We start from the raw sequence: 24,402 nt of genomic DNA, 5'->3' as shown, positions 1-24,402 counted from the left end.
CGGCAACCGTCCCGCCGCCGTCGCACCGTGATACGACTGCACGCCACATCGGCCGCCATGGCCACAGGCGTCCTCGTCACCGGCCTGCTCGCGGCGCCCGCCGGGGCGCAGTCCCGCACCGACGCCACCACCGGCCCCGGCGCGCCGATCGGCACGGTCGCGCGGACGGTGGGCGACGCCCGCTTCGAGCCGGGTCCCTGCCCGAAGACGCCGGAACCGGTCGAGGAGCTGGACGGGGCCCGCTGCGGCACCCTCACGGTGCCCGAGAACCGCGCCGAGTCGACGGGCAAGATGATCAGACTCGGCGTCGCGATCGTGCCCGCCGCGTCCGACACCCCGAAACCCGACCCCATCGTGTGGCTCGCGGGCGGACCCGGCGACGACGCCGTGGGAGAGGCGAAGATGGCGATCGACGGCGGCCTGAACCGCGACCGCGACGTGATCTTCATGTCCCAGCGCGGTACGTACTCGGCCGACCCGAACGCCCTCTGCCCCAACATCGACGAGTTCAACGCACGCGCGGTCGGCCTCGCCTACGACGCACCCTCCACCGGACGCCTGCACGTCGAGGCCACGAAGGCCTGCCGCGACCGACTGGCGGCCCGCGGGCTCGACCTCGCCGCCTACAACGACATCGAGAGCGCCGCCGACTACGAGGACCTGCGCAACGCGCTGGGCATCGGGCAGTGGAACCTGTACGGGATCTCCTACGGCACCCACCTGGCGCTGGTCTCCATGCGCCTGCACCCCGAGGGGCTGCGCTCGGTGGGCCTCGACGGCATACTGCCGCCGTCCAGGGCCGGTTCGGCCGCCACCTGGAGCAGTGCCCGACAGGGCTTCGACGGCCTCTTCAAGGCCTGCGCGGAGCAGCCGGCGTGCAACAAGCGCTATCCGAACCTGTCGGCCACCTTCGAGCGGCTCGTCCGCGAACTGGAGGCCAAGCCGGTCACGACCACCGTCACGCTCCCCGGCAGCGACAAGCCGGTGAAGGTCGTCCTGGACGGCGGTGCCCTGGTGAACTGGATGACCTCCGCCACCCACGTGGCGCCCCAGGTTCCCGCCGCCCTCGACGAGCTGGCGCACGGCAAACCGCAGCGGATCGCCCGGCAGTGGGCGGGCGGCAAGCTCAGCCCGCAGGCCATGGGAAGGGTCGCGCACGGGCTGGTCTACGGAGTCTTCTGCAGCGAGTGGACACCGTACGAGAGCCGGGACGCGGCGCTCAAGGGCGGACAGGAAGCCTTCCCGTCGTTCCCCCGCTCGGTACAGGCCCAGGCTCCGCAGCTCGCCTTCCTGCATCCGGACTGCGCCGCCTGGGACGTCCCCGCGGCGCCGCCCTCGATCCGGGACGCCACGCGTGGCGACATCCCGACGCTCGCCCTGTCGGGCGGGTTCGACTCCCAGACCGGGGCGGACAACGGGCCGTACGTCGCCCGTACGCTGCCCAACGCCAAGGTGGTCACGGTCCCGTTCGAGCCGCACGTGGTGTTCGCCACCTCGAAGTGCGCCCAGGAGATCGCCGTTTCGTTCTTCGACGACCCGGCCGCGCCGAAGACCGCGTGCCTGAACACCCTCGAGGCGCCCGAGTTCGAGATCGTGCCCTGAGCCCCCGGCCCCGGCTCAGGACTTGGGCACGGTGTTGACGTAATGGGTGCCGGCGCTGTAGAAGCCGTCCACCGTCTTTTGCACATCCGCCTGGGAAACGGCCTCATCGGCTTTGTAGTAGAACCAGTTGACCTTCATGTCCCACGTGCGCGTACCACCGGCGAAGGGAAGGTCGATGAGCCAATTGCTGAAGTGGACGTCCATTTTCTCGCGCGGAACGTACTTGCCGGAGCTGGTGAACAGCTCCTTGCCGTCCATGGAATAGGTGACCTTTCCGTCGACGGCGGTGATCATCATGAGGTGCCAGCCCTCGAGGTGCTGCTTGAGCGTGTGGCTGACCCGGTCCGGCGGATCGGCCTTGTACCAGCTGACGTTGTCGAGTCGCGGACCCACCGAACCCCAGCCGCCGTTCGGCAGGTACTCGCAGTCGAGCTCGCTGTAGTTCGGCGAGGAGTCCGAGGCGGAGATCGGGAAGAAGGTCTGGACGACGTGGTCGCCGGTCCGTCCGCTCGTGGGTTTGTCGCTGAAGTGGACCCGGGCGGCGAACGTCCCCGTGAAGAGGTTGTTTCCGGTGCTCTGCACCTCGGTCTGCCTGGTGCCCTGCTTGGTGCCGTCGGTGGAGGACTGCAGCTGGAGGACCCTGCCGCCCTGGGCGGTGGTGTCGGCGGGGAAGCCGGCGCCCGCGGCGGACCAGGTGTCCTTGATCCCCGGGCCGCCCTCGCCGGTACGGATCTCCCAGCCGTGCGCGGCGAGCGAGGGGTCGTCGGCCCCGGTGTAGTGGAAGTCGTCGAACAGCGTCCCCGGCGGTCCGGACGGCGTCGGCGACGCGCTGGGGGCGGGCGCGGCGCCGTCGTCACCGGGGCCGCCGGAACACGCGGCGAGCACGCACAGGAGGGCAGGCAGCGTGAGCGCAGTCCACGCGCGGCGACGAGAGGTGCGGCGGGGCTGGCTCACACGGGCTCCTTGGGGCGTTGAGGCGGTACCTGGACACGCCCTTTTGTGCATGAGGATCAAATGACTGATCACACGAGGTGGGCATCCTAGCGAAACGAACCGGGTGGGCGGGTCGACCCGGTTGTTGCCTACTGGTCAGTACGCCAATTGGTATTTCAATCCGATTACGACGCCTGAGCAGATCACGCTAAATGCATACATCGAGACAATTTCGATTTAGGTCGGTGCACTAGCGTTCGCCCTGCCATCCGCGGTCTACGTACCCTGCTCTGAAAGGCCCCGCAAGGTGCGCCCAGTCATCACCTCCATCGACCGCGGATCGGCGTACCCGGACGACCCCGACACGCCCCAACCCCCTTTCGGGGATCCGGCTCCCGCACCGGTGTTCGTCTCCCGGTCGGGCCTGCGCGGCCGTCTGTTGCGCGGCTTCGGCTGGCCGGTCTCCGTGGTCGGCGCGATCCTGGCGGCCGCCATGGGCAGCAGCCTGATCGGTGGACAGGCGGACGCCCCGGCGATGGGCATACCCGCGCAGCCCGCGGGGTCGCCCGCCCCGCCGCCCTCACCCGTGCCGTCGCTGTCGCCGGCCCGGTCGTCCGGGCCGCCCTCGTCGTCCGCACCGCGGACGGCCGCGCACTCCGCCACACCGCAGGCGAAGACCTCGGCCGCCCCGTCGACGCCGACCGCCGGCGCGTCGAAACCGGCAGCCGGCGCGTCGAAGCCGGCGACCACCTCGACGAAGCCCACGACCGCCACGCAGCGCGGGGCAACGCCTTCGGGCCGGCCGGCCAAGCGCAACTGACCGTCCGCACCACCCATCTCCAGGAGCGTCATTGTCCCGCCACCAGCGCCGCCGGCAGTCCCTGCGCAGGCCGCGCCGACTGGCCGCGCCACCGCTGCGCTTCTTCATGCCGCTGTCCCTGCTGGCCTGCCTGCTCGCGCTCCTCGTCCTGCGCGGCCTCGCCACCAACGAGGCGTTCCACGACTCCCGGGTCGCGGACTCGGTCGACAAGACGACCGTGCCGGACAACCTGCTCAAGGGCGGACCGGTCATCGACGCACGCGGTGCCAAGAACGAGCACCCCGTGAGCTACCGCATCCCCGACCACACGGTGGTGCTGAGCTTCGACGACGGTCCCTCGCCGGAGTGGACTCCGAAGATCCTGGAGCTGCTCGAGGCCCGGAACGTCCGGGCGTCCTTCTTCATCACCGGCGGCATGACCGCGCGCCATCCCGAGCTGGTCCGGCAGATCGTCGCGGGCGGCCACGAACTCGGCGTGCACACCTTCACCCATCCCGACCTGGTGTACCAGTCCCACGCCCGGATCAGCTGGGAGCTGGCGCAGACGCAGCTGGCGCTGGCCGGCGCCGCGGGCGTGCACAGCACCTTGTTCCGTCCGCCGTACTCGTCCAACGCCGCGGCGCTGGACGACTGGACCTACCCGGTGATCAAGTACGTGGGCGCACGCGGCTACGTCACCGCGTTCATCGACAAGGACACCGACGACTGGAAGCGTCCCGGCGTCGAGGAGATCGTCAAGGCGGCGATGCCGTCCGAGCCCGGTGCGGGCGAGATGATCCTGCTGCACGACGCGGGTGGCGACCGCAGCCAGACGCTCACCGCGCTCGTCCAGATCATCGACAGGCTGCAGGCCGAGGGCTACCGCTTCACCACCATCTCCGAGGCGCTCGGTGCCTCCAGCGCCACCACCCCGGTGCACGGCTTCCAGCTGTGGGCGGGCAAGGGATACATCTGGGCCACCCAGTTCGCCGTGCTCACCCTGCCGGTGCTGATCGGGCTGCTGGCCGTGGTGGGCTTCCTCAACTTCGGCCGGTTCGCGCTGATGCTCGTCCTCGCGCCGCTGCACGCCCGCCGCGCCAAGCGGCGGGACGCCTGGGGCGCGCCCGTCACCGAGCCGGTCACCGTACTGGTCCCGGCCTACAACGAGCTCGAGTGCATCGCCAACACCCTCGAATCCCTCGCGGCGAGCGACCATCCGATCGAGGTGATCGTCATCGACGACGGCTCCACGGACGGCACCGCGGACATCGTCGAGGAGATGGACCTGCCGTTCGTCCGGCTGATCCGCCAGGTCAACGGAGGCAAGCCCAGCGCGCTCAACACCGGCATCGCGGCCGCCTCGTACGACATCATCGTGATGATGGACGGCGACACCGTCTTCGAGCCGTCCACCGTGCGCGAGCTGGTCCAGCCCTTCGGCGACCCGTCCATCGGTGCGGTCGCGGGCAACGCCAAGGTCGGCAACCGCGACAGCCTGATCGGCGCCTGGCAGCACATCGAGTACGTCCTCGGCCACAACCTGGACCGCCGGATGTACGACATGCTGGGCGTCATCCCGACCATCCCCGGCGCGGTCGGCGCCTTCCGCAAGGAGGCCCTGCGGGAGGTCGGCGGGATGAGCGACGACACCCTCGCCGAGGACACCGACATCACCATCGCGGTGCTCTGCGAGGGCTGGCGGGTCGTCTACGCCGAGCACGCCCGCGCCTGGACGGAGGCTCCCGCCAGCCTCCAGCAGCTCTGGTCCCAGCGCTACCGCTGGAGCTACGGCAGCATGCAGGCGATGTGGAAGCACCGCCGCGCGGTGACCTCCCGCGGCCCGGCCGGGCGCTTCGGCCGGATCGGGCTGCCGCTCGTCGTGCTGTTCGGTGTGGTCGCCCCGCTGCTGGCGCCGCTGGTCGACATGTTCTTCCTGTACGGCGTGCTGTTCGCGGACGCCCCGATCACCCTCACCAGCTGGGGCGGTTTCATCCTGCTCCAGGGCGCACTGTCCTGGTACGCCTTCCGGCTCGACCGCGAGAAGCCCTGGCACCTGATCAGCCTGCCGATCCAGCAACTGGTCTACCGGCAGTTGATGTACATCGTCCTGTTGCAGTCCGCGATCACGGCGATGACGGGTGGCCGACTGCGCTGGCAGAAGCTCCGGCGCACCGGCGAGGTCGCTGTTCCCGTGGAGGCCTGAGCATGAGCGCATCCATCGAGTACGGGCGCACCCACGACACCGTCCAGTTGCGCATCCCCGCCGTTCTGCGACAGGGGCAGCAGCAGGAGGAGCCGGAGCCGCAGGCACCGCCCGAGCGCAAGGGCGGCCGGGACCGCTATCTCGACCTGCTGCGCGCGCTGGCACTGGGCCGTGTGGTGCTATACCACAATTTCGGCTGGTTCTGGCTGCCCCTCGTCTTCCCGTCGATGGGCGTGATGTTCGCGCTGGCCGGCTCGCTGATGGCCCGCTCGCTCAGCCGTCCCGCGCTCGGCGTGATCCGCGGCCGACTGCGCCGGCTGCTGCCGCCGATGTGGCTGTTCGGCGCCATCATGATCGCCCTGCAGATCCTCGACGGCTGGGGGCCCGACTCCGAGGGCCACCCCGGCGCGTGGTGGGCCAAGCTGGGGTTCTGGCTCCTGCCGCTGAGCACTCCGCCGTACGCGGACGAGCTGGCCGGTTTCCACGGCCACGTGGAAACCACCTGGGCCGCGCAGGTCATCGTCCCGCTCTGGTACCTCCGGGCCTACCTGTGGTACGTCCTGCTCTCACCGCTGATGCTCCGGGCGCTGCGACGGTTCCCGGTGGTGACGCTGTCGGCGCCGCTTGCGCTGGTGATCGTCATGAACGCGTTCTTCGCCGACCAGGAGTTCATCTACAGCCGGGTCTGGGAGACCGCCAACGACTTCGCCACCTTCGGCGCCTGCTGGATCCTCGGCATGGCCCACCAGGAAGGGCTGCTCAAGAAGATCCCGCAGTACGTACTGCCGTCCATCGCGCCGCTGATCATGGTGGCCGGCCTCTGGTACCTGCAGACCAGGCCGTCCGATCCGGCGGAGTCGACCGACATCGAGTCCTGGCCGATCGCCCAGGCCCTGTGGTCCCTCGGTTTCGTCGCCATCCTGCTCCACGTCAGCCCCTCCTGGGAGCGGTGGCCCAGGCGGTTGGAACGCTGGAACGGCCTGGTCAGCCTGCTCAACGCACGCGCCGTCAGCGTCTACCTCTGGCACGAGGTCGCGCTGGTGCTCGCCGTCCCGCTGATCGACGTCTTCTGGGCGGTCCCCTTCCTCTCCGCGAACTTCGGGTGGCTGCTGGGCAGTCCGTCGTTCACGCTGCTGGTGGCGATCCCGCTGATCAGCCTGCTGGTGCTGGTCTTCGGCTGGATCGAGGACGTGGCCGCCAAGCGCTCGCCACGGCTGTTCCCGTACCCGCGGCGCCAACGGGGCAGGCGCCGGGCCGCCGACTGACGGGGCCGCGCGCACCTCCCGCGCCTCTGTCACGCCTTCCGCGCGGAGGTCCAGCCCTGGCGGCGGAGACTCTCGAATCCGTCCAGGAGGAGGTCCAGGGCGAATTCGAACTCGAACTGGTCGTCGCAGCCGCCACCGACGGTGGAGCCCCCGTCGTGTGCCGCCGTCGCGGCCAGTTCCGCGATGTGCGGGTAGCGCGCCGCCAGCCCCGGGTCCGGCGGGCCGGAGGGGGCGGAGGTGTCGAACAGTTCCTGGCTGAAGCCGAGTAGGCGGCTGCCCATCGCGTGCATGACGTGGTGCGTGAGGTCGGCGGAGAGGCCGCCGGCCCGGAAGCTCCCCGCCATCGAGTCCAGGTACCCCAACACGGCCGGGGTGGGCCCGGTGCGGGACTCGATGACCCGGGCCGCCCAGGGGTGGCGCAGCAGGACCCGCCGGGCGGAGAGGATCCGCCCGCGGACCACGTGCTGCCAGTCGGGGCCCGCGGCCGGCGGGTCGATCTCGCCGACGACGGCGTCGGCCATGCCGTCGAGCAGCTCCTCCTTGTTGGCCACGTGCTTGTAGAGGGCCATCGGCACGACGTCGAGCTCCTGCGCGAGTCTGCGCATGCTGAGCGCGTCGATGCCGACGGCGTCGGCGAGCGCGACGGCTGCGCGCAGGACGCGGTCCCGGCTCAGGGGCTTCCGTTGCGTGTGCGTGGCTTCTACCCGGGTCATTCCGGTTCCGCGCCTTCCCTCCTCGACGGCACCTCTCCTTGACGAGTGTACGTCGTACACCTATGGTGGCCGCCAGGTGTACGGCGTACACCACGAGGAGTGAGGGGACCGAGAAGATGCATCCGGACCGGAGAACCGCGGTGGCCGCCGGGTCGCTGTTCCTGCTGACCGAGATCGCCGCGATAGCAGGGGCCGTCCTGTACCGCCCCCTGCTGGCCGCGGCGGACGGCCGGCTCGCGCCGGGCGCCGACACGCAGGCGCTGCTCGGGGTGCTGTGCGAGGTGGTGCTGGTGGTGGCGGTGGCCGGCACCGGGGCGGCGCTCTTCCCCGTCCTGCGGCGCCACGGCGAGGGGCTCGCGCTCGGTTACGCCTTCGGGCGGCTGCTGGAGGCGGCCGTCATCGCCCTCGGGATCGTCGCCGTCCTGGCGCTCGTCACCCTGCGGCGGGACGCGGGTGCGGCGGCCGGAGCCGGCGCCGCGCTGGCGGCCGTGCACGACTGGACGTTCCTGCTCGGGCCCAACATCGCCCTCGGTCTGAACACCGTCGTGCTCGCGTACCTGGCGTACCGCGCACGGCTCGTGCCGCGCTTCATCGCCGTGCTCGGGCTGATCGGCGGGCCGCTGATCTGCCTCTCGGCCGTCGCCGTGATGTTCGGGGCCTACGCGCAGCTCTCAGTGGCGGGGTCGGTCGCCGCGCTCCCGGTGTTCGCCTGGGAGCTGGGGTTTGCCGGGTGGCTGATTGCCAAGGGGTTCGCGCCCGGCTCGGGCGCCGTGTCCGGCGCGCAGCGTGCGAGGGCGGCCTGAGGCGCCTCGGGGTGATCAGTGCCGGCTGTTCAGGAAGCCGATCGCGACCGCGCCCCACCAGGCGATCTGCGATACGGACGCCGTCACGGCGCCACGGATCAGCAGCGAGCGGGGGACCGGGCCGCGGTCGAGCGCGGCCAGCCGGCGGTGCAGGGCCGACGCCTGGACACCGTTGAGCGAGAGCACCAGGACGAGGCCGAGCTTGACGCACGTCAGCGGGGAAGTGAGGTCGGGGTGGAGGAAGGCGCCGCTGAACAGCATGCCGCCCAGACCGCCCCACACGGGCATGTGCAAGGGGGCGGTGAAGTCGAGGACCTCACGGAGAGTCTTGCGGCCCGTGAGCCACAGGACGCCGTAGTAGTCGATGGCGAGTACCGCGCCGAAGCCCAGGACCAGGGAGGCGAGGTGCACGAACAGCGCCGCGGTGTGCAGGGTGACGTCGGCGCGCAGGTGCACGGCGATCCACGTCGTGGCCGCCCACCCCAGACACACCGCGAGGGACGCCGCAGCCGGCCCGCACCAGGAGGGGAGCCGGAGGAGCTCTGCTTCCCGTCCCGGTCTTCGGGGGGTCGCGGTGGCGTCGGCGGTGGACATTGCTGCTCCAGGGATCTTCTGCGGGGTGCGCTCGCACCGACGAGGAGCAAGCGAAGGTAAGGCTGGCCTAAGCATCGCCGCACGTCAAGGTGACCGTCCGCACTCTGGGCACGGCCTTGCGGGCAGGGGGGATGGGAGCCGGGAACCCGGGGCACACGGCGTAGGGACGGTTCGTGTCTTGGGAGGTGGTCGCGGTGCGCGGTACGAAGGTTCTGGATTCCTTTCCCGCCGGTGATCCGTACGGGAGTTGGCCCGCCGAGGAGTACGCGGCCCGGTGCCGGGAGCGGGGTCAGCGGGCGATCGTCGTGATGGACCTGGACCGGGACGCCTTCCTCGTCGTGGCCCCCGAAGAGGACGCGATGCGAGACGCCGCGTAGCTCGGGGGCGGCCCGGCACGACCGGGGCGACACTGGCGGAGTGGGCGACAGTGAACGGCACGCGGAGCAGCGCTTGGAGCGCGTCATCCTGGAGCTGCTGGAGCGTCGCGGGCCGACAGCGACGATCTGCCCCTCGGATGCCGCGCGAGCGGCATACCACGGGGAGGGCGACGGGTGGCGTGCGCTCATGGAACCGGCGAGGCGCGCGGCCCGGCGGCTTGTCGAAACCGGCGAGGTGGACGTCACCCAGGGCGGCCGTCCCGTCGATCCGGCCACTGCCCGCGGTCCGATCCGGATCCGCCGCCACCGATGAGTTTCGCAGCGGCCGCCGGTCTACCCCTTCGTCAGCGCGCAGCGCGGAACAGTCGCCCCGGAAGGGTGAGGAACATGAAGTACATGATCCAGATGAACGTCCCGGCGGCCGAGTGGGACGCCGTCATGTCGTCGTACTCCGACGAGGACATGCAGGCCATGTTCGCCCACATGGCTGCCCTCAACAGCGAGCTCACCTCCGCCGGGGAATGGGTGGACGGGCAGGGCCTCGGGGGCCCCGCGCAGGTCAAGACGGTGCGGGCCGGGAGCGACGGCCGGCCGCAGGTGACCGACGGGCCGGCCCGGGCGGGAGACATCCTGGCCGGCTACTGGGTCGTCGACGTCAAGAGCGAGGAACGGGCCCTGGAGATCGCCGCCCGCGCGTCCGCCTGCCCCGGACCGGGCGGGAAGCCCGGAAACGACCCGGTCGAGGTGCACCCGATCTCCGAGGCCCCGACGGCAGCCTGAGCCACCGGTCCGGCCTCGACCACCCGCGAGCGCGGTACGGCCTTCACCGGGCGGGACGTCGCACACCCGGGGCCGGTGAGGTGAACCTGTACGCCGGACGGCGGCGGGCCGGCCGGCAGCGGTGGCAGTCCGCCGGGGCGCAGCCGAGGCTCGGTGGCGGGGGCGAGCGCGAGGAAGGGGCAGCAGGCAATGCCACAGGCCAAGGAGGAGGGCGTCACCGACCGCCCGATCGGCGCGGCGCGGCAGCGTCGCGGTCGAGCCGGACAGCTGCGGGCCACGCTCAGACGGAGCAATCTGCTGCCGGCGTTCCTGGTCCTCACGGCCATGACGGTCGCCCTGTGGCTGATGGGTATGCCGTTCCTCCAGGCCCTGACGATTTCCACCGGAGTGAAGATCGCGGTGGCTCTGCTCGAACTCCGGCGGCTCCCCGCCCCCGCCGACGAGCCGCCGGCCCGGGAAGGCCCGCGCCGCCCCTCCACCCGCGAGGGCGGAGGGCAGGACGGGCCCGGACCGTTCGGGCGGGCCGGGGCGCAGACGCACCGGCCCGGCGCCGATTCCTAGGCGGACCTGCGGCGCAGGGCCCGGCGGACCCCGTACAGGACGACGAGCAGCACGATGACCACGAGCACGACGATCAAAAGCTTCTTGAAGAGGCCGCCCTTCTTCTTGCTCTTCTTCTTGCCCTTCTTGGTCCCGGTGGTGGCCCGGACCTGGGACGACGTCGGTGCCTGGAGGCCGGTTGCCACGCCGCCGGCGGCGATGAGGCGGCCCTGCGCCGGCGCCGCGGCGGCCGGAGCCTGACGGGCGGCCGGAGCGGCCGCCGAGGCGGCTGCCGCAGGCCCCACCAGCAGCCCCATGAGCACGAAGAGCGGGACGATCGCTGCGGCGACCATCGAGCGAGGCTTCTTCGGATTGCTGTTCGTTGTCACTGTCTCCCCTGTTCTCCCCTCCCCGAGCCGGGGCCGGTGGGATCCGGAAGGCCGGGGCTTGAAAGCATCGTCGACGAGTTCGACCGCCCCTGCAAGGACACGGGCTGTGCGAGGTCGTCGCGTGCGCGAGCGACGGGCCGGCCAGACCGTGGGCAGGAGGGGCCCCTTGTCGTGGGCTCAGTTCTTCGCCGCGGCCTCGGCGTTGCGCCACACCGTCAGGTCGAGGGTGATGAAGGCGGTCTCGTTCTTTCCGCCCGACCTGCCGCGGAAGGTCGCCAGCGCGATGTGACCGGCCTTGCTCAGCACGCAGACCTGTGACCCTTCCGTGAGCTGGTCGAGGCCGACCTTCTCGGTGAAGCGGGTCACGGCGCGGCAGGTCTCCAGGGAGCCCTTCTCGGAGTTGTTCAGCAGGACGAGCTTGCCGTTGGTGCTACCGAACTTCTCGTCCCCGAACAGGGTGTCCCGGTAGAAGAAGAGGTCGGCGTGCCCGTAGAGCACCCCGGCGCCGGTCGGCTCCTCGGCCGGACGCGGCGGATTGTCGGCGAACATCACCTGGTGGTTCTGGGGCACGTCGATGCCCTGGTACGAGACCGGCTGCGGGTCGGGCGCCTTCTGGGAGGCGCTGGAGCCGCCCGAGGACTTGTCGCCCCCGCCCTTGCCGGAGCCGTCCGGCAGCAGGGAACCGATGACCGCGAGCCCGATGACCGCCGCCGCCACCGACCCGACGACGATCAGCCCCGTCCGCTTGGAGCGCGGGGCGGGCGGAACGGGTACGAAGCCCTGGGTGTGGAACGGCTGCGGCGCGCTGTGGCCCGGGGCGTACGAGGGCTGCGTGTACGGGGGTTGGCTGTACTGCGGTTGGTGCTGCGGCGGGGGGTACGAAGCCCGCGCGTGCGGGGGCGGCGTCGGGTAACCCGGCGGCATGGCCCCCGGAGCCCGCGAAGCCCCCGGCGCCGGAGCGGTCTGCGTGGGCGCGGCGGCCGCGCCGGTCGGCGTGTATCCGGGCGCGGCGGCGGGTGCCTGCGGCGAGACTTCGGTCGGAGTGGGAGTCGCCGTCGGAGCCGGAGCCGCCGCGGCCGTCGGCGGCTGCGGCGGCGGGGTGGGCGCCGGGGCGGGCAGCTGCAGCCGCTCGGTGATGGAACCGGCGACGGCCTGCGGAAGCCAGTCCTCGCCCTGGCGCAGCGGGGTCTCCGAGGCCGCGTTGCACAGCTCGATGACCTCGGTCAGGGTCGGGCGGTCGGCCGGATCGCGGCTGAGGCAGCGGGTCACCACCGGCCGCAACGCCTCGGGCAGGGCGCTGAGGTCGGGGTCCTCGTGGACGATCCGGTAGAGCACCGCGTGCGAGGGCCCGTCGCCGAAGACCGAGGCACCGATCGCCGTGAACGCCGCGATCTGCCCGAGGGCGAAGACGTCGGTGGCCGGGGTGACCGTGCCGGCCGAGGCCTGTTCGGGCGCCATGAACGCCGGGGTGCCGACGCTGACGCCCGTACTGGTCAGAGCGGTGGAGTCGGCGGCCCGGGCGATGCCGAAGTCGATGACGCGCGGACCGTCGGAGGCGAGCAGCACGTTGGCCGGCTTCAGGTCCCGGTGGACGATGCCCGCGCCGTGGATGACGTGCAGCGCCTCGGCGACCCCGACGGTCAACAGCAGCACGCTGCGCACCGGCAGTGCGCCGTGCCGGGCGACGGCATGGGCGAGCGAGGGGCCGGGAACGTAGGCCGTGGCCAGCCAGGGCTGGGGACCCTCGGTGTCCGAGTCGATGACGGGCGCGGTGTAGAGCCCCTGGACCCGCTCCGCGGCCCGCACCTCCTGCTGGAAGCGCCGCCGGAACTCGGGGTCCTCGCTGAACTCCGGCCGGATCACCTTGATGGCGATGGGCCGACCGCCCGGCGTGTACGAGAGGTAGACCTTGCCCATGCCGCCCGCGCCCAGCACGGCCGCAAGGCGGTAACCGCCCACGACGGCCGGGTCGTCCGCCTTGAGCGGCTGGAAGAAGTCGGCGGAAGGTGCGCTGCCCATGGGATCCGTCTCTGATTGCGGCGATTCAGCACCTGCCGGCGCCCCGAAGTCAACCGAGAGCGTACCCAATGCCCGGGCCGTCCCCGCCCCCGACCACCGGGCGGTCCGCGGCAGTTGCCGGACCGGCCCGCGCCGCCGCAGCCACGCGTCCGGGCCGACCACGAGCGGAACCGGCGTGCGGGTGCGGGCCGATCACCTTCCTCAGACCACGGAGAGCAGGTCCACCACGAAGACGAGCGTGGAACCCGCCGGGATCAACGGCGAGGGGGACTGCTTGCCGTAGCCGAGGCGCGGGGGAACGATGATCTCGCGCCGACCGCCGACCTTCATCCCCCTCAGTCCCCGGTCCCAGCCCTTGATGACCCTGCCACCGCCCACCGCGAACTTGAACGGCTGGCCCCGGTCCCAGGAGGCGTCGAACTCCACTCCGGACTCGAAGGTGACCCCGACGTAGTGAACCCGGACCACCCTGCCCGGCTTCGCCTCGGGCCCGTCCCCGACGACGAGGTCCCGGATCGTCAGCTCCTCGGGAGCATCACCCTCCGGAAGCTCGACCACGGGCTTCGTCAGTTCACTCATCGCAGCCTCACTGCTCTCCGCCGGCATCCCTCGTACGGACCAGCCGGGCGCATGGTCACCATGCAGTAGGTGGTCAGGCTACCGAGAACGCTGATCGCCCGAAGTGCATCTAGGATGTCGGCCGCGCGTTGACGTCACATGAGGTTGACGTCACGCCGGGCCGTGCCTCATGTGCAGTCTTGCGTCCGTGAGCCGTCCGACCGGATGCGTCCGGGTAGCTGTTCCTACGGGGGAGAACTTCGGTGTTCGGAATCATCAGGCCATGCCGTCATCGCCTCGGCGAGGGCTTGCGTACCGAGTGGATGGCGCATCTGTGCGGGCTGTGCCTGGCTTTGCGCAGCGAGTACGGGCAGTTCGCGAGGGTGGCCACCAACTACGACGGCCTGATCGTCTCGGTGCTGACCGAAGCGCAGTCGGAGCGTACCGGGGACTGGCGGCGCGGCGCCGGTCCGTGCCCGCTGCGCGGGATGCGGTCGGCGGACGTGGCGCAGGGCGAGGGCGCGCGGCTGGCGGCGACGGTCTCGCTGGTGCTGGCCGCGGCGAAGATGCGTGACCACGTGGCCGATGGGGACGGCCTGATGGGGCGCCGGCCGGTGGCGCTGGCGGCGCGCCGGATCGCCCACAACTGGGACCGTGCGGGCGTCGCGGGCGGCGAACGGCTCGGTTTCGACACCGCGCTGCTGCTCGGGGCGGTCGAGCGTCAGCCGGACATCGAGCGGTCGACCGGCCCCGGCGGCTCCCTGCTGACGGTCACGGAGCCCGCGGAGACGGCGACCGCAGCCGCCTTCGCGCACACGGCGGTGCTCACGGACCGCCCGGGCAACGCCGAACCGCTGGCGGAAGCCGGCCGTCTGTTCGGCCGGCTGGCGCATTTGCTGGACGCGGTGGAGGACCTGGAGGCGGACGCGGCGTCCGGCGCGTGGAACCCGATCGCCGTGACCGGCGCGGACCGCGCCGAGGTACGCCGGCTCTGCGACGACGCCGTCCGTGGCATACGGCTCGCGCTGTCCGACGCCGTGTTCGTCGACGACCGCCTGGTGCGGGCGCTCCTGGGCGTCGAGCTGGAGCGCGCCGTCGATCGGGTCTTCGACCCTCGTCACCGTCACCATCGGCACCCCCGCCAGGTGCGCGGCCTGCGCGTGCTGCCCTGGCTGGGACGCCGCGCGGAGGCGGAAACGCCCTCGGGGACCGGCACGGGCACGGCCTGCGGCGTGGGGGAGCTCGCGGGCGCGGCCTCGGCGGGTGGGGTGATGGCGTCGGGCAGGCCGTCGCAGGGGCAGTGCCGGCGGTGCGGCGAGTGGGGCCGGTTGTGCGGCGATTGCCGGTTGTGCACCAGGTGCTGCCGCTGCAACGAGGACGCCGGTCAGGATGACGGAGAGTCCTGGCAGTTCGGCGACGGCAACCGCGACGGCGGTTCGAGCCGGGACGGCTCCGGGCGTGACGGCTGGTTCGGCGGCCAGGGCGGTGGCAACTCGGGTGGCTCCTCCGGCGGTTGGGGCGGCGGTCATGGGTCCGGCGGCTCGGGTGGTCCCGGTGGTTCCGGCGGCTCCGGCGGTTCCGGCGGTGGATCGGGTGACGGCTGCTGCGGCGACGGTGGCTGCTGCAATCCGTGCAAGTGCTGCTGCGACTGCTGCGACTGAACGACGGAGGGGACTGGTTCCCCGCCGCCCGGCTCGGCACGCCGGCTGCTACGGAAGCCGTTCCGGGCGGTTCTGTGCCGTTCCAGGCGGTTCTGTGCCGTTCCGGGCCGTTCCGGGCTGTTCCGGGGCGGCAAAATGGTTTGAGCTCGGGCGCCGACGCCGAAAGGATGGGGGGAGACCGATGAGTTCTTCCCGGCGCCGCAGTCTTCCAGTGTGACCGCCACGCGCGGAGGACACTCACACGACGGAAGGCGCCATGCCCGCACCACACGAAACCCCCGTCCCCTCGCCCGCCCGCGTCACCGCCGTGCTGCGGATTCTCGTGCTGTCCACGTTCGTCGTCCTCCTCAACGAGACGATCATGGTCAACGCCATCCCGCGGCTCATGCGCGAGTTCGAGGTCACCGCAGCCGCCGCAGGGTGGCTGTCCACGGCCTTCATGCTCACCATGGCGGTCGTCATCCCGGTGACCGGGTGGTTCCTCCAGCGCGTGACGACCCGAACCGCCTTCGGTCTCGCCATGGCGCTGTTCCTCGCCGGCACGGCCCTGGCCGCCGCCGCGCCCGCCTTCCCCGTACTGCTGGCCGCCCGCGTCATCCAGGCCGGCGGCACCGCCGTCATGATGCCGCTGCTCATGACGACGCTGATGACCCTCGTGCCCCCGCACGACCGCGGCCGGGTCATGGGCAACATCACCCTCGTCATCTCCGTCGCACCCGCCCTCGGCCCCGCCGTCTCCGGTGTGCTGCTCCAGCTGGGATCGTGGCGCCTGCTGTTCCTGGCCGTGATCCCCATCGCCGCAGCCATGGCCATATTCGGCCGGCGGAAGCTCGTCAACATCGGTGAGCCGCAGGCCGCCCCCATCGACTGGATGTCCGTTCCCCTGGCGGCGGCGGGCTTCGGCGCCCTGGTCTACGGCCTGAGCGGGCTCGGTGCCGAGAACGCGGCCCAGGCGCTCGTGCCCCCGGAGACCACCACCCTGGCCGGCGCCGTGCTCGTAGGACTGTTCGTATGGCGGCAGCTGGCACTGCAGCGCTCTTCCGCACCGCTGCTGGACCTGCGCGCCCTGACGTTCCGTCACTTCTCGGTGGCGCTCGGCCTGATGTGCCTGTCCTTCATGGCCCTCATGGGTGCGTTCATCCTGCTGCCGATCTACCTGCAGGAGGTGTGCGGCCTGACCTCACTGCAGACCGGGCTGCTCCTCATCCCCGGCGGCCTGACCATGGGACTGCTCGGACCCCAGGTCGGCAAGCTCTACGACCGACTCGGCGCACCACGCCTGGTCGTACCCGGGGCCGTACTCACCGCTCTCTGCCTCGCGCTGTTCGCGCTCACGGGCGAACAGACCCCGCCGTGGCTGGTGCTCGTCCTCCACGTGGCCCTGAGTGCGGGCATGGCGTTCGTCTTCACCCCCGTCTTCACCTCCGGCCTGGCCGTCCTGCCGCCGCACCTCTACCCGCACGGCTCCGCCATCCTGGGCTCGCTCCAGCAGGTGGCGGCCGCCGCCGGCACCGCCCTGGTCATCAGTGTCATGTCGGGACACACCGCCACGGCAGTGGCCGAGGGAGCCGACGCCACCGGCGCCCTCGCCACGGGCATCCGGTGGGGATTCGGCGTCGGCGCCGTGCTCGGCTCCCTGGCCGTGCTGGTCGCGTTGCTGATCCGCACCCCGCCCACCCCGCAACAGCCCGCGGCGCCGGAGGCCCAGGACGAAGACGGCACCACGACGAACAAGACCGCCCACACCCCCACCTGACATCCTCGACGCCCACGCGTCGCACCGAGGAGTTGTGGTGAACTACGGCGGCCAAGCGCCCGCAACCAGCGTGCCGAGGGCCGTGCGCTGGTGGGTGACCGAGCGGCCCGTGCGGGTCGTCGTCGCCATGCCCGCCGATCTCAGCGCGGCCGCGTGGGACGAAGCCGTCGCGTTGCTGACGTGGAGGGCGTGGGCCAGGGATGTCGTGGTGTGAGGCTCGGCCAGGAGGCGCAGGGCGTCCAGCCGGGTGCGGCCCAGGATCGCGGCAAGGGCCTCGGCGGAGACGACGGGGCCCCCCGCGGTGGGCGGGAGCCCGGGACCGGCCGGGTACGTCAGGACCGCGGGACGGCCCGGGATGTCCTGGAGAAGGGGGCCCGCCGGGTGGTGGAAGGTGGGCAGCAGAACCAGGCCACGCCCGTTGAGGCGGACGTCGCGGTCCGGCGCTGCGCCGGGCCATTCCCACACACCTGCGTGGAGCCGGCTGCCCGGGGCCAGGCCGGTCAAGGTGGCGGCCACGCCGTGCTCGGCGACCGTCAGGGCGTAGCGCGTGAACTCCTCACGGTGCAGATCCTGTACGACGGGCCAGACCGGGGCGAGGACCGTCTCGTACGCAGCCTGCTGGGCGCGGTGCAGGGTGCGCCAGGCCGTCTCGTCGCCCGCGTGCAGGCCGCGGATCCAGCGAGGCGCGGGCCTCGTCCCGTAGACCCGCTCCAGCTCGGAGCGGACGAGACCGGGGCTGGTGACGCGGACCTGTTCGAAGCCGTCGGCCATGGTGTCGCCGAGGACGTCGAGGAACGAGGGCGGGTGGCCCGCCGGAACCAGTTCGGCGAGCAGGTGGGTCGCGGCCGGGAGGGAGCGCAGGACGCGGCCGCGCCACGGCGCGAACAGCGGCCCGCCACGCTGGGCCACGGCTGTCGTCAGGGCGGCGTGCAGCTCCTGGAGCGGCGCCGGGCGGGGTGCGAAGCGGATCCGGGCGAAGTCCTCCGAGGTGAAGTGGATTCGCAGCACCCGCACATCTCCTCGTCCTGGACCAGCCTTTCGACCAGGGCATGAACCTTCGCCCCGTGACGGCCCCCGCCCCAAGGATGCCCGTATGACTTCTCGACGCACTCTCCTGAAAGGCACCCTATGCGGCAGTGCCGCTGCCCTGCTGCCCACGGTCGCGTCCGCCTCCGGTGACGGCTCGACCCTCCGACTGCCCGCGCCCGCCGGCCCGTACGCCGTAGGCATGCGGACGGTCCATCTGACGGACCCGTCCCGGACCGACCCATGGGTGGGCGGCGTGCGGGAATTGATGCTGACCGTCCTGTACCCGGCCCGATCGGTACGCGGCTTCTCCCGAGCCCCGCAGCTCACCCCGGCCGAGGCCGGGGAGTTCGCCGGCCTCGCGCCCCACGTCCATCCCGGGCTGCCGGAGCCGGGCATGGTGGACTGGGGCGCGGTCCTCACCCACGGGTACGTGGACGCACCGCCGCTGCCCGGGCGGCGGCCGGTGCTGGTGTACTCACCCGGCGGCGGTGACTCCCGCACGCTCGGCACCACCCTCGCCGAGGACCTGGCGAGTCATGGCCGCGTGGTCGTCCTCGTCGACCACCCCGGTGACGCTTCTCAGGTGGAGCTGCCCACCGGACTGCGGATGACCGTCCTGATCGGACCCCCGGACCCGGCGACCTTCCGCACGATGGTGGACACCCGGATCGCGGACCTCCGCCTGGTCCTGAACCGGCTCGGCGACCTGCCGCTCGCACCGGTCATGGACTCCTGCCGGATCGGGATGTACGGGCACTCCGCAGGCGGCACGGCGGCGGTGTACGCGGCCCGTGACGACCGCCGCGTCGGCGCGGTGGCGAACCTGGAGGGCTATCTCGACCTGTACCCAACGCCGGCCGGCCACGACCAGCCGCTGCTGCTGTTCCGCACCGACGGATTCGACGGCGCCGCCCGCATCGAGTCGTCCTGGGCGAGCCTTCCCGGCCGCCGCAGGCTGCTCCCCGACGCGAACCACGGGGCGTTCACCGACTACGGCTCGCTCGTCCCTCGACTCCAGACTTCCGGTCTCGTCACAGCGACGGCGCGGACCGCGCTCGTCGGCAAGGGCGACCCCGCGGTGACACTCGCCGAGGTACGGCGCCGGGTGGGGACCTTCTTCGCCCGCCATCTCTCGTAACGGAACCACGAGGCGGCGGCGGGCTGCGGAAGTCCGGCATGCACCCCCGGCGCCACTGGACTGGCGCTGAGGTTCCGAACGAACGTCGCGGAGGTTCAAGTACGTGCCGTGTCGGCGTTCCTAAGATTCGACGGCAGAAGGGAAACCCGGGCTGTTCACGGACGGGTGGACGCGGGCTGCCGAACTGCTCGACTGAGCCTTCTTCCCCGCTCACGGCGCCCGCACCACGCGCAGTTCGGCCCCGACGGCCCTCATCCCCCCTCATCACCCCTCCAGGAGCACCACCATGTCCGAAACGCTTCAGACCAGGGACGTCACCACCTCCGACGCCGACCTGCTCGATCAGACCGTGATCGCTGTGCGCGCCGCCGGTGCGGCGCTGCGCGAGCGCTTCGGGGACGTGGTCCGCTACGAGAGCCGCGAAGAGCTGATGCACGCGCTCGCCGTCAACGACAACACGGCCCTCGACATCCTCCGCCCCCGTCTCACGAGCTTGCGCCCGACTGCCAGTTGGGTGGAGGACGAGCTGGACGGCGGGGCGCTGCCGCCCGGCGAGTGGTGGGTCGTGGACCCGGCCGAAGGCAACGTCAACCACCTGCACGCCCTGCCCGAGTGGGCGGTGACCGCCACCCTCGTACGGGAGAACCAGCCGGTGCTGACCGTGGTCCACCTGCCGCTGACCGGCGAGACCTACACCGCGCTCACCGGCGCAGGCGCCCACCTCGACGGCCGGCCGTTGCACGTCTCCCCGGCAACGGACCTCGGCCTGAGCATCGTGGCCACCAGCCAGGCCCGGCCGGACGAGGACGAGAAGGTCGTACGGCGCGTCGGCTCCTCGATCACCGCGATGCTCTTCGACGCGCTCGTCGTCCGCACCGCCGTGCCCGCGACCCTGCACCTGACGAACGTGGCCGCCGGCCGCATCGACGCCTTCTGGCAGTTCGCCGGCGCCCGCGCGGACCTGCTGCCCGGCGCGCTGCTCGTCACCGAAGCGGGCGGACGGGTCTCCGACGCCGAGGGCCGCCCCTGGACCCCGCAGAGCGCCGGCTTCCTGGCCGCCGCGCCCGGCGTCCATGCCGAGGCCGTCGCCACGCTCTCCCGCTGACCCCGCACACCACACCCCGCACACCACACCCCGCACCCCGCACCCACGCAAGGACCACATCACCATGACCACGATCGCTGTACTCGGAAACGGCCGCGTCGGCGGCAACCTGGCCGCCGCCCTCACCCGGGCCGGGCACGAGGTGACCGTCGCGGACCGCGCGCCGGGGGCCGCCGCCGACGCTGCCCGGACGGCCCGGATCGTCATCAACGCCACCCCGGGCGCCGGGTCCCTGGAACGTCTCGCCGCCCTGCGCGAAGAGCTGCACGGCAAGATCCTCGTCGACGTCTCCAATGCCACCACCGACGGACCGGACGGCCTGCCCGCCGACCTGATCCACCCCGGCTCGAGCCTCGCCGAACAGCTTCAGCAAGCACTCCCCGAAACGCACGTCGTCAAGACACTCAACACCATGCTCTTCCCGGTGATGACCGCGCCGGCCGCGCTCACCCAGACGCCGACGGCCTTCCTCTCCGGCGAGGACCCGGAGGCCAAGCGGATTGTCCGCGAACTGCTCGTCGACCTCGGCTGGCACAAGGAATGGATCACCGACCTCGGCGGGATCCGGACCGCCCGCGCCACGGAGGCCGCGATCCTGTTCGTCCCGCACGTGATCCGGTCCACCGGATTCACCCCCTTCGCGATCTCGATCGCCCGCTGACACGATCGGCGCCCGGGCCGACAACTCGGGGCCGCTCCACCTTCCAGACGAGCTGATCGCCGATCATGCTTCATGGCGGCGTCCTGCGGAACACGAGCACCGCAGGACGGCGTTGAAGCAATGAACACGCGGGGATCGGAGAGGGATGCACGGTACTGGAGCGCAAGTCGACGGCGCGCGCGGGGTGTTCGCGGTGGACTCGACCGCCCCGGGCTCCGCACCGCGGGGACTCGATGCCTTCCGGCGCGGGTGGGAGACGCAGGTCGGCGACGACGTCTTCCGACTTCCGGCCTTCAGTCCCGACACGATGGGTGACTTCCGGGTCAAGGGCAACGTGGCCAAGGTGCACGGCGCGGCGATCGCCGACCTGCACGCCGCGTCGGCGACCCGGACCGCGGACGTCCCGGGCGGCGATCAGGATCTGGTTGCCATGTACGTCGTGCGGCGTGGTGCGTGGACTCTGGGCGGCCCGCCCGGTCACGGCGACCAGACCGTGTCGGCCGGGCAGTTCCTCGTCCGGCACCTCGGGCGCCTGACGGCCTTCGAGACGACGGCACACCTCACCGCGAAGTTCCTCGTGCTGCCCCCCGGCGAGCTCAAACCCCTGCTCGGGAACCGGGTCGTCACCGGGCCGGCGGACTCGGCGGAGATGCGCTTGCTGACGGCCCTCACCGACATGATCCACACCACCGTGGCCGACCTCGGCCCGGCCGGTGTGGCAGCTGCCCAAGGCACCCTGATCGAGCTGACGAAGGCGGTGGCGAAGGGCCGGTTCGACGACGCGGAACCCCGACTGGCTCCCGCGCTCGCCCAGGCGGCCAAGGACCTCGCGGACCGTCGGCTCGCTGATGCCGAACTTTCTCCGGCGTTGCTCGCGCGTGAACTCAACGTCTCCGTCCGTACGCTGCACCGGGCATTCGCCGCGGTGGGGGAGCAGGTGACCACCTACATCCGCCACCGGCGACTGCACGAGGCCCGGCTCGCCCTTCTCGCGCCGTCAGGGCGCCTGAGCATTTCGGAGCTCGCCGCGCACTGGCAGTTCGCGGACGGCAGTCACTTCACCCGAGCCTTCAAGAAGCACTACGGGCAGACTCCCACCGAGTACGCCCGCTCGACCCGAGCGGCCTCGCTCCCGCCGAACCGGCACCGGCCGGGCCACGGGTCGACCGAAAGCCCGTGACCCGGCCGCCTGCCCTGCGGCGAACCGATGCCGGACATCAGGCCGCGACCAGCTCCTGCTCGCGGTCCGGCGCCTTGGCCTTGGGCTTCTTGTTCGGCAGCGAGAGCCGGAAGACCTTGCGCCACGCGGAGAACACCTGCTTGGGCAGCGGCCCGGTGACGTACTCCAGCTCGTACTTCTCGAACAGCGCGCGCACCTTCACCGCGACCTCGGCGTACCGGTTGCTCGGCAGGTCCGGGAACAGGTGGTGCTCGATCTGGTGCGACAGGTTGCCGGTCATGAAGTGCATGGCCCTGCTGCCGGTGATGTTCGCCGAGCCCATCATCTGGCGCAGGTACCACTGGCCGCGCGTCTCGCCCCTGATCGAGCGGCGCTCGAAGACCTGCACGCCCTCGGGGAAGTGTCCGCACATGATCACGGAGTGGGACCAGATGTTGCGGACCAGGTTCGCGGTGAACGTGGCGGCGAGGGTGGTGAGGAACGACGGGCCCGACAGCAGCGGGTGGATCACGTAGTCCTTGAGCACCTGCTTGCGGATTTTGCGGCCCACGGCCTTGGCCCGCGCACGGAACTCCGGGTTGCCGCGGCGGCGCTTGTGCAGGTTCTTGCCGAGCTCCAGGTCGTACGCCGCGATGCCGTACTCGAAGAAGCAGGCGTTGATGAAGTTCCACAGCGGCTGGCCGAGGTGGAACGGGTGCCACTTCTGGTCCTCGTCGACGCGCATGATGCCGTAGCCGAGGTCGTTGTCCTTGCCGATCACGTTGGTGTACGTGTGGTGCAGCTCGTTGTGCGAGTGTTTCCACTGGTCGGACGGCGAGACGTGATCCCACTCCCAGGTGGTGGAGTGGATCTTCGGGTCCCGCATCCAGTCCCACTGGCCGTGCAGGATGTTGTGGCCGATCTCCATGTTGTCCATGATCTTCGCCACGGACAGCCCGGCGGTGCCGATCAGCCACGCGGGCGGGAAGAAGGAGAACAGCAGCACGCCCCTGCTGACCAGTTCGAGCTTGCGCTGCGCCGAGATGACCTTGCGGATGTAGGCGGCGTCCTTCTCGCCGAGGTCGGCGATCACCTCATCGCGGATCGCGTCCAGCTCGCGGCCGAGCTCCTCGATCTGCTCCGCGGTCAGGTGGGCGGTGGGGTCGATGGCGGTCAAGGTGCTCCTACCGTTCGATGTCGCAGGGGCCCGCCGCGGCGGACACGCAGGTCTGGATGAGGACGCCCGGCTCGGCCTCGGTGATCTCGCCGGTGCGCAAGTCACGGACGGCGCCCGCCTTGAGCGGCGTGACGCAGCCGAAGCAGATCCCCATGCGGCACCCGGACGGCATGAGCACGCCGGCCTGCTCGCCGACGTCCAACAACGGCGTGGCGCCGTCCGCGCCGACGGTCTTGCCGGTGGCGCTGAACGTGACCTCGCCGCCGTCACCGGCGACGACGATGCCGGGGCGGAAGCGTTCGGTGTGCAGGCGTTCCCGGACGCCGTGCTCGCTCCAGAGTCCTTCGGCGGCGTCGAGCAGACCCGCGGGCCCGCAGGCCCAGGTCTCGCGCTCGGCCCAGTCGGGCACCAGTGCGTCGAGACGGGTGATGTCGAGCATGCCGGCCGTGTCGGTGTGCACCTCGATGAGCCGCAGCTTCTTGTCCGCGACCAGGTCGTGCAGCTCGCCCCGGAAGATCACGTCCTGCGGCCGTGGCGCGCAGTGGACCATGACGACGTCGTCGAACCCGGTGTCGCGCAGCATGCCCATCACAGGCGTGATGCCGCTGCCGGCCGTCAGGTAGAGCACCTTCGCGGGCTTGGCCTCCGGCAGCACGAAGTCACCGGTCGCCTGGTCGAGCTGGATCAGCGTGCCCGGCTTCGCCCTGCGGACCAGGTGGTTGCTGACCTTGCCGCCCGGGATCGCCTTCACGGTGATCGTGACGCGGCCGTCCCGGCGGTTCGTCGGCGAGGTGATGGAGTAGGCACGCCACAGGCGCCTCCCCTCGACGTCGACCCCGACCCGCACGTACTGACCGGCCGTGTGACCGCGCCAGCCCCGTCCCGGCCTGATCACGATGGTCGCGGCGTCACCCGTCTCGGGGTGCACGGCCTCGATGCGCCCACGCAGGTCGGCACCCGCACGCAGCGGGCTGACCAGGTCGAGGTAATCCGACGGCAGCAGCGGCGTCGTGACCATCTCCAGCAGTTTCCACGCCCCACTGCGGAGGGCTGCACTCGTCATGAGTCCAGCTTGATGCGCCTCACCGCGTAAAGTCCTGACCGCAGGACGTAAATCTGGTCCGCTGAATTGTTCGCAGGG

24 protein-coding genes are annotated in these 24,402 nt (G+C 71.4%); 14 read left to right on the top strand and 10 right to left on the bottom strand.

Features of this window, described 5'->3' with window-relative positions:
• The first annotated feature begins 57 nt into the window (after positions 1-57).
• Positions 58-1,602, top strand: coding sequence for an alpha/beta fold hydrolase (locus tag ACZ6JT_RS23120; protein ID WP_469212415.1), 1,545 nt, complete (start codon positions 58-60; stop codon positions 1,600-1,602).
• A 15-nt stretch (positions 1,603-1,617) separates the two neighbouring features.
• On the opposite strand, the gene ACZ6JT_RS23115 is transcribed toward ACZ6JT_RS23120, so the two are convergent.
• Positions 1,618-2,556 (bottom strand): glycoside hydrolase family 16 protein, encoded by a 939-nt coding sequence (locus ACZ6JT_RS23115; protein WP_469212414.1) that lies wholly within the window; start codon positions 2,554-2,556, stop codon positions 1,618-1,620.
• 255 nt (positions 2,557-2,811) lie between these two features.
• Positions 2,812-3,387, bottom strand: coding sequence for a hypothetical protein (locus ACZ6JT_RS23110; RefSeq protein ID WP_469212412.1), 576 nt, complete (start codon positions 3,385-3,387; stop codon positions 2,812-2,814).
• Here ACZ6JT_RS23110 and ACZ6JT_RS23105 point away from each other — a divergent pair.
• The gene (locus ACZ6JT_RS23105) at positions 3,387-5,537 is read left to right on the top strand and encodes a bifunctional polysaccharide deacetylase/glycosyltransferase family 2 protein (RefSeq protein WP_469212411.1); all 2,151 of its coding nucleotides are present in this window, start codon (positions 3,387-3,389) and stop codon (positions 5,535-5,537) included. The genes ACZ6JT_RS23110 and ACZ6JT_RS23105 overlap by 1 nt on opposite strands.
• A 2-nt stretch (positions 5,538-5,539) precedes the next feature.
• Positions 5,540-6,802, top strand: coding sequence for an acyltransferase family protein (locus ACZ6JT_RS23100; RefSeq protein WP_469212409.1), 1,263 nt, complete (start codon positions 5,540-5,542; stop codon positions 6,800-6,802).
• A gap of 29 nt (positions 6,803-6,831) precedes the next feature.
• Here ACZ6JT_RS23100 and ACZ6JT_RS23095 read toward each other — a convergent pair whose 3' ends face one another.
• A complete protein-coding gene (locus tag ACZ6JT_RS23095) occupies positions 6,832-7,515 on the bottom strand; it encodes a TetR/AcrR family transcriptional regulator C-terminal domain-containing protein (RefSeq protein WP_469212407.1) in 684 nt (227 codons plus the stop codon).
• A 116-nt stretch (positions 7,516-7,631) separates the two neighbouring features.
• On the opposite strand from ACZ6JT_RS23095, the gene ACZ6JT_RS23090 reads away from it, so the two are divergent.
• On the top strand, positions 7,632-8,318 hold the full coding sequence (locus ACZ6JT_RS23090) for a DUF4386 domain-containing protein (protein WP_469212405.1): 687 nt from the start codon (positions 7,632-7,634) through the stop codon (positions 8,316-8,318).
• Positions 8,319-8,333: 15 nt separating this feature from the next.
• Here ACZ6JT_RS23090 and ACZ6JT_RS23085 read toward each other — a convergent pair whose 3' ends face one another.
• Positions 8,334-8,912, bottom strand: a complete 579-nt coding sequence (locus ACZ6JT_RS23085) for a hypothetical protein (protein WP_469212404.1) — start codon at positions 8,910-8,912, stop codon at positions 8,334-8,336.
• 173 nt (positions 8,913-9,085) lie between these two features.
• Here ACZ6JT_RS23085 and ACZ6JT_RS23080 point away from each other — a divergent pair, with 173 nt between their 5' ends.
• The 4 genes from ACZ6JT_RS23080 (at position 9,086) to ACZ6JT_RS23065 (ending at position 10,630) form a co-directional block, all read left to right on the top strand.
• Positions 9,086-9,289: a hypothetical protein gene (locus ACZ6JT_RS23080; protein WP_469212403.1), complete on the top strand. Its 204-nt coding sequence runs from the start codon at positions 9,086-9,088 to the stop codon at positions 9,287-9,289.
• Positions 9,290-9,329: 40 nt separating this feature from the next.
• Positions 9,330-9,602 carry a DUF3253 domain-containing protein gene (locus ACZ6JT_RS23075; protein WP_469212401.1) on the top strand — a complete coding sequence of 91 codons (273 nt, stop codon included), beginning with the start codon at positions 9,330-9,332 and terminating at the stop codon, positions 9,600-9,602.
• A gap of 74 nt (positions 9,603-9,676) precedes the next feature.
• Positions 9,677-10,069 (top strand): YciI family protein, encoded by a 393-nt coding sequence (locus ACZ6JT_RS23070; protein ID WP_469212399.1) that lies wholly within the window; start codon positions 9,677-9,679, stop codon positions 10,067-10,069.
• A 189-nt stretch (positions 10,070-10,258) separates the two neighbouring features.
• Positions 10,259-10,630, top strand: a complete 372-nt coding sequence (locus tag ACZ6JT_RS23065; RefSeq protein ID WP_469212398.1) for a hypothetical protein — start codon at positions 10,259-10,261, stop codon at positions 10,628-10,630.
• Here the strand turns inward: ACZ6JT_RS23065 and ACZ6JT_RS23060 are convergent.
• From ACZ6JT_RS23060 to ACZ6JT_RS23050, 3 genes are all read right to left on the bottom strand, one after another.
• Entirely contained in the window at positions 10,627-10,962 is a 336-nt protein-coding gene (locus ACZ6JT_RS23060; protein ID WP_469212397.1) for a hypothetical protein, read from the bottom strand. The two genes, ACZ6JT_RS23065 and ACZ6JT_RS23060, sit on opposite strands and share 4 nt — an antisense overlap.
• A 213-nt stretch (positions 10,963-11,175) precedes the next feature.
• The gene (locus ACZ6JT_RS23055; protein WP_469212396.1) at positions 11,176-13,017 is read right to left on the bottom strand and encodes a protein kinase domain-containing protein; all 1,842 of its coding nucleotides are present in this window, start codon (positions 13,015-13,017) and stop codon (positions 11,176-11,178) included.
• Positions 13,018-13,218: 201 nt separating this feature from the next.
• Positions 13,219-13,596, bottom strand: a complete 378-nt coding sequence (locus tag ACZ6JT_RS23050; RefSeq protein ID WP_365481305.1) for an FKBP-type peptidyl-prolyl cis-trans isomerase — start codon at positions 13,594-13,596, stop codon at positions 13,219-13,221.
• A gap of 242 nt (positions 13,597-13,838) precedes the next feature.
• On the opposite strand from ACZ6JT_RS23050, the gene ACZ6JT_RS23045 reads away from it, so the two are divergent.
• Both ACZ6JT_RS23045 and ACZ6JT_RS23040 read left to right on the top strand, forming a co-directional pair.
• On the top strand, positions 13,839-15,236 hold the full coding sequence (locus tag ACZ6JT_RS23045) for a DUF5685 family protein (RefSeq protein WP_469212394.1): 1,398 nt from the start codon (positions 13,839-13,841) through the stop codon (positions 15,234-15,236).
• A gap of 256 nt (positions 15,237-15,492) precedes the next feature.
• Positions 15,493-16,992, top strand: coding sequence for a DHA2 family efflux MFS transporter permease subunit (locus tag ACZ6JT_RS23040; protein ID WP_469212392.1), 1,500 nt, complete (start codon positions 15,493-15,495; stop codon positions 16,990-16,992).
• Between the two features lie 42 nt (positions 16,993-17,034).
• On the opposite strand, the gene ACZ6JT_RS23035 is transcribed toward ACZ6JT_RS23040, so the two are convergent.
• Positions 17,035-18,000: an ArsR/SmtB family transcription factor gene (locus ACZ6JT_RS23035; RefSeq protein ID WP_469212389.1), complete on the bottom strand. Its 966-nt coding sequence runs from the start codon at positions 17,998-18,000 to the stop codon at positions 17,035-17,037.
• 85 nt (positions 18,001-18,085) lie between these two features.
• Here ACZ6JT_RS23035 and ACZ6JT_RS23030 point away from each other — a divergent pair, with 85 nt between their 5' ends.
• The 4 genes from ACZ6JT_RS23030 to ACZ6JT_RS23015 all read left to right on the top strand — a co-directional run bounded on the left by ACZ6JT_RS23030 (position 18,086) and on the right by ACZ6JT_RS23015 (position 22,105).
• The gene (locus ACZ6JT_RS23030) at positions 18,086-19,159 is read left to right on the top strand and encodes an alpha/beta hydrolase family protein (protein ID WP_469212388.1); all 1,074 of its coding nucleotides are present in this window, start codon (positions 18,086-18,088) and stop codon (positions 19,157-19,159) included.
• Between the two features lie 286 nt (positions 19,160-19,445).
• On the top strand, positions 19,446-20,264 hold the full coding sequence (locus ACZ6JT_RS23025) for an inositol monophosphatase family protein (protein ID WP_469212385.1): 819 nt from the start codon (positions 19,446-19,448) through the stop codon (positions 20,262-20,264).
• A 64-nt stretch (positions 20,265-20,328) separates the two neighbouring features.
• Positions 20,329-20,925, top strand: a complete 597-nt coding sequence (locus tag ACZ6JT_RS23020; protein ID WP_469212384.1) for an NADPH-dependent F420 reductase — start codon at positions 20,329-20,331, stop codon at positions 20,923-20,925.
• Between the two features lie 145 nt (positions 20,926-21,070).
• The gene (locus ACZ6JT_RS23015) at positions 21,071-22,105 is read left to right on the top strand and encodes a helix-turn-helix domain-containing protein (RefSeq protein ID WP_469212382.1); all 1,035 of its coding nucleotides are present in this window, start codon (positions 21,071-21,073) and stop codon (positions 22,103-22,105) included.
• A 37-nt stretch (positions 22,106-22,142) separates the two neighbouring features.
• Here the strand turns inward: ACZ6JT_RS23015 and ACZ6JT_RS23010 are convergent, their stop codons facing one another.
• The gene (locus tag ACZ6JT_RS23010; protein WP_469212380.1) at positions 22,143-23,261 is read right to left on the bottom strand and encodes a fatty acid desaturase family protein; all 1,119 of its coding nucleotides are present in this window, start codon (positions 23,259-23,261) and stop codon (positions 22,143-22,145) included.
• Positions 23,262-23,268: 7 nt separating this feature from the next.
• A complete protein-coding gene (locus tag ACZ6JT_RS23005) occupies positions 23,269-24,324 on the bottom strand; it encodes a ferredoxin reductase (protein WP_469212378.1) in 1,056 nt (351 codons plus the stop codon).
• Between the last annotated feature and the right edge of the window lie 78 nt (positions 24,325-24,402).

The organism is Streptomyces sp. NPDC046308 (assembly GCF_055588065.1).
This window is presented reverse-complemented; position numbering and strand designations above follow the sequence as displayed.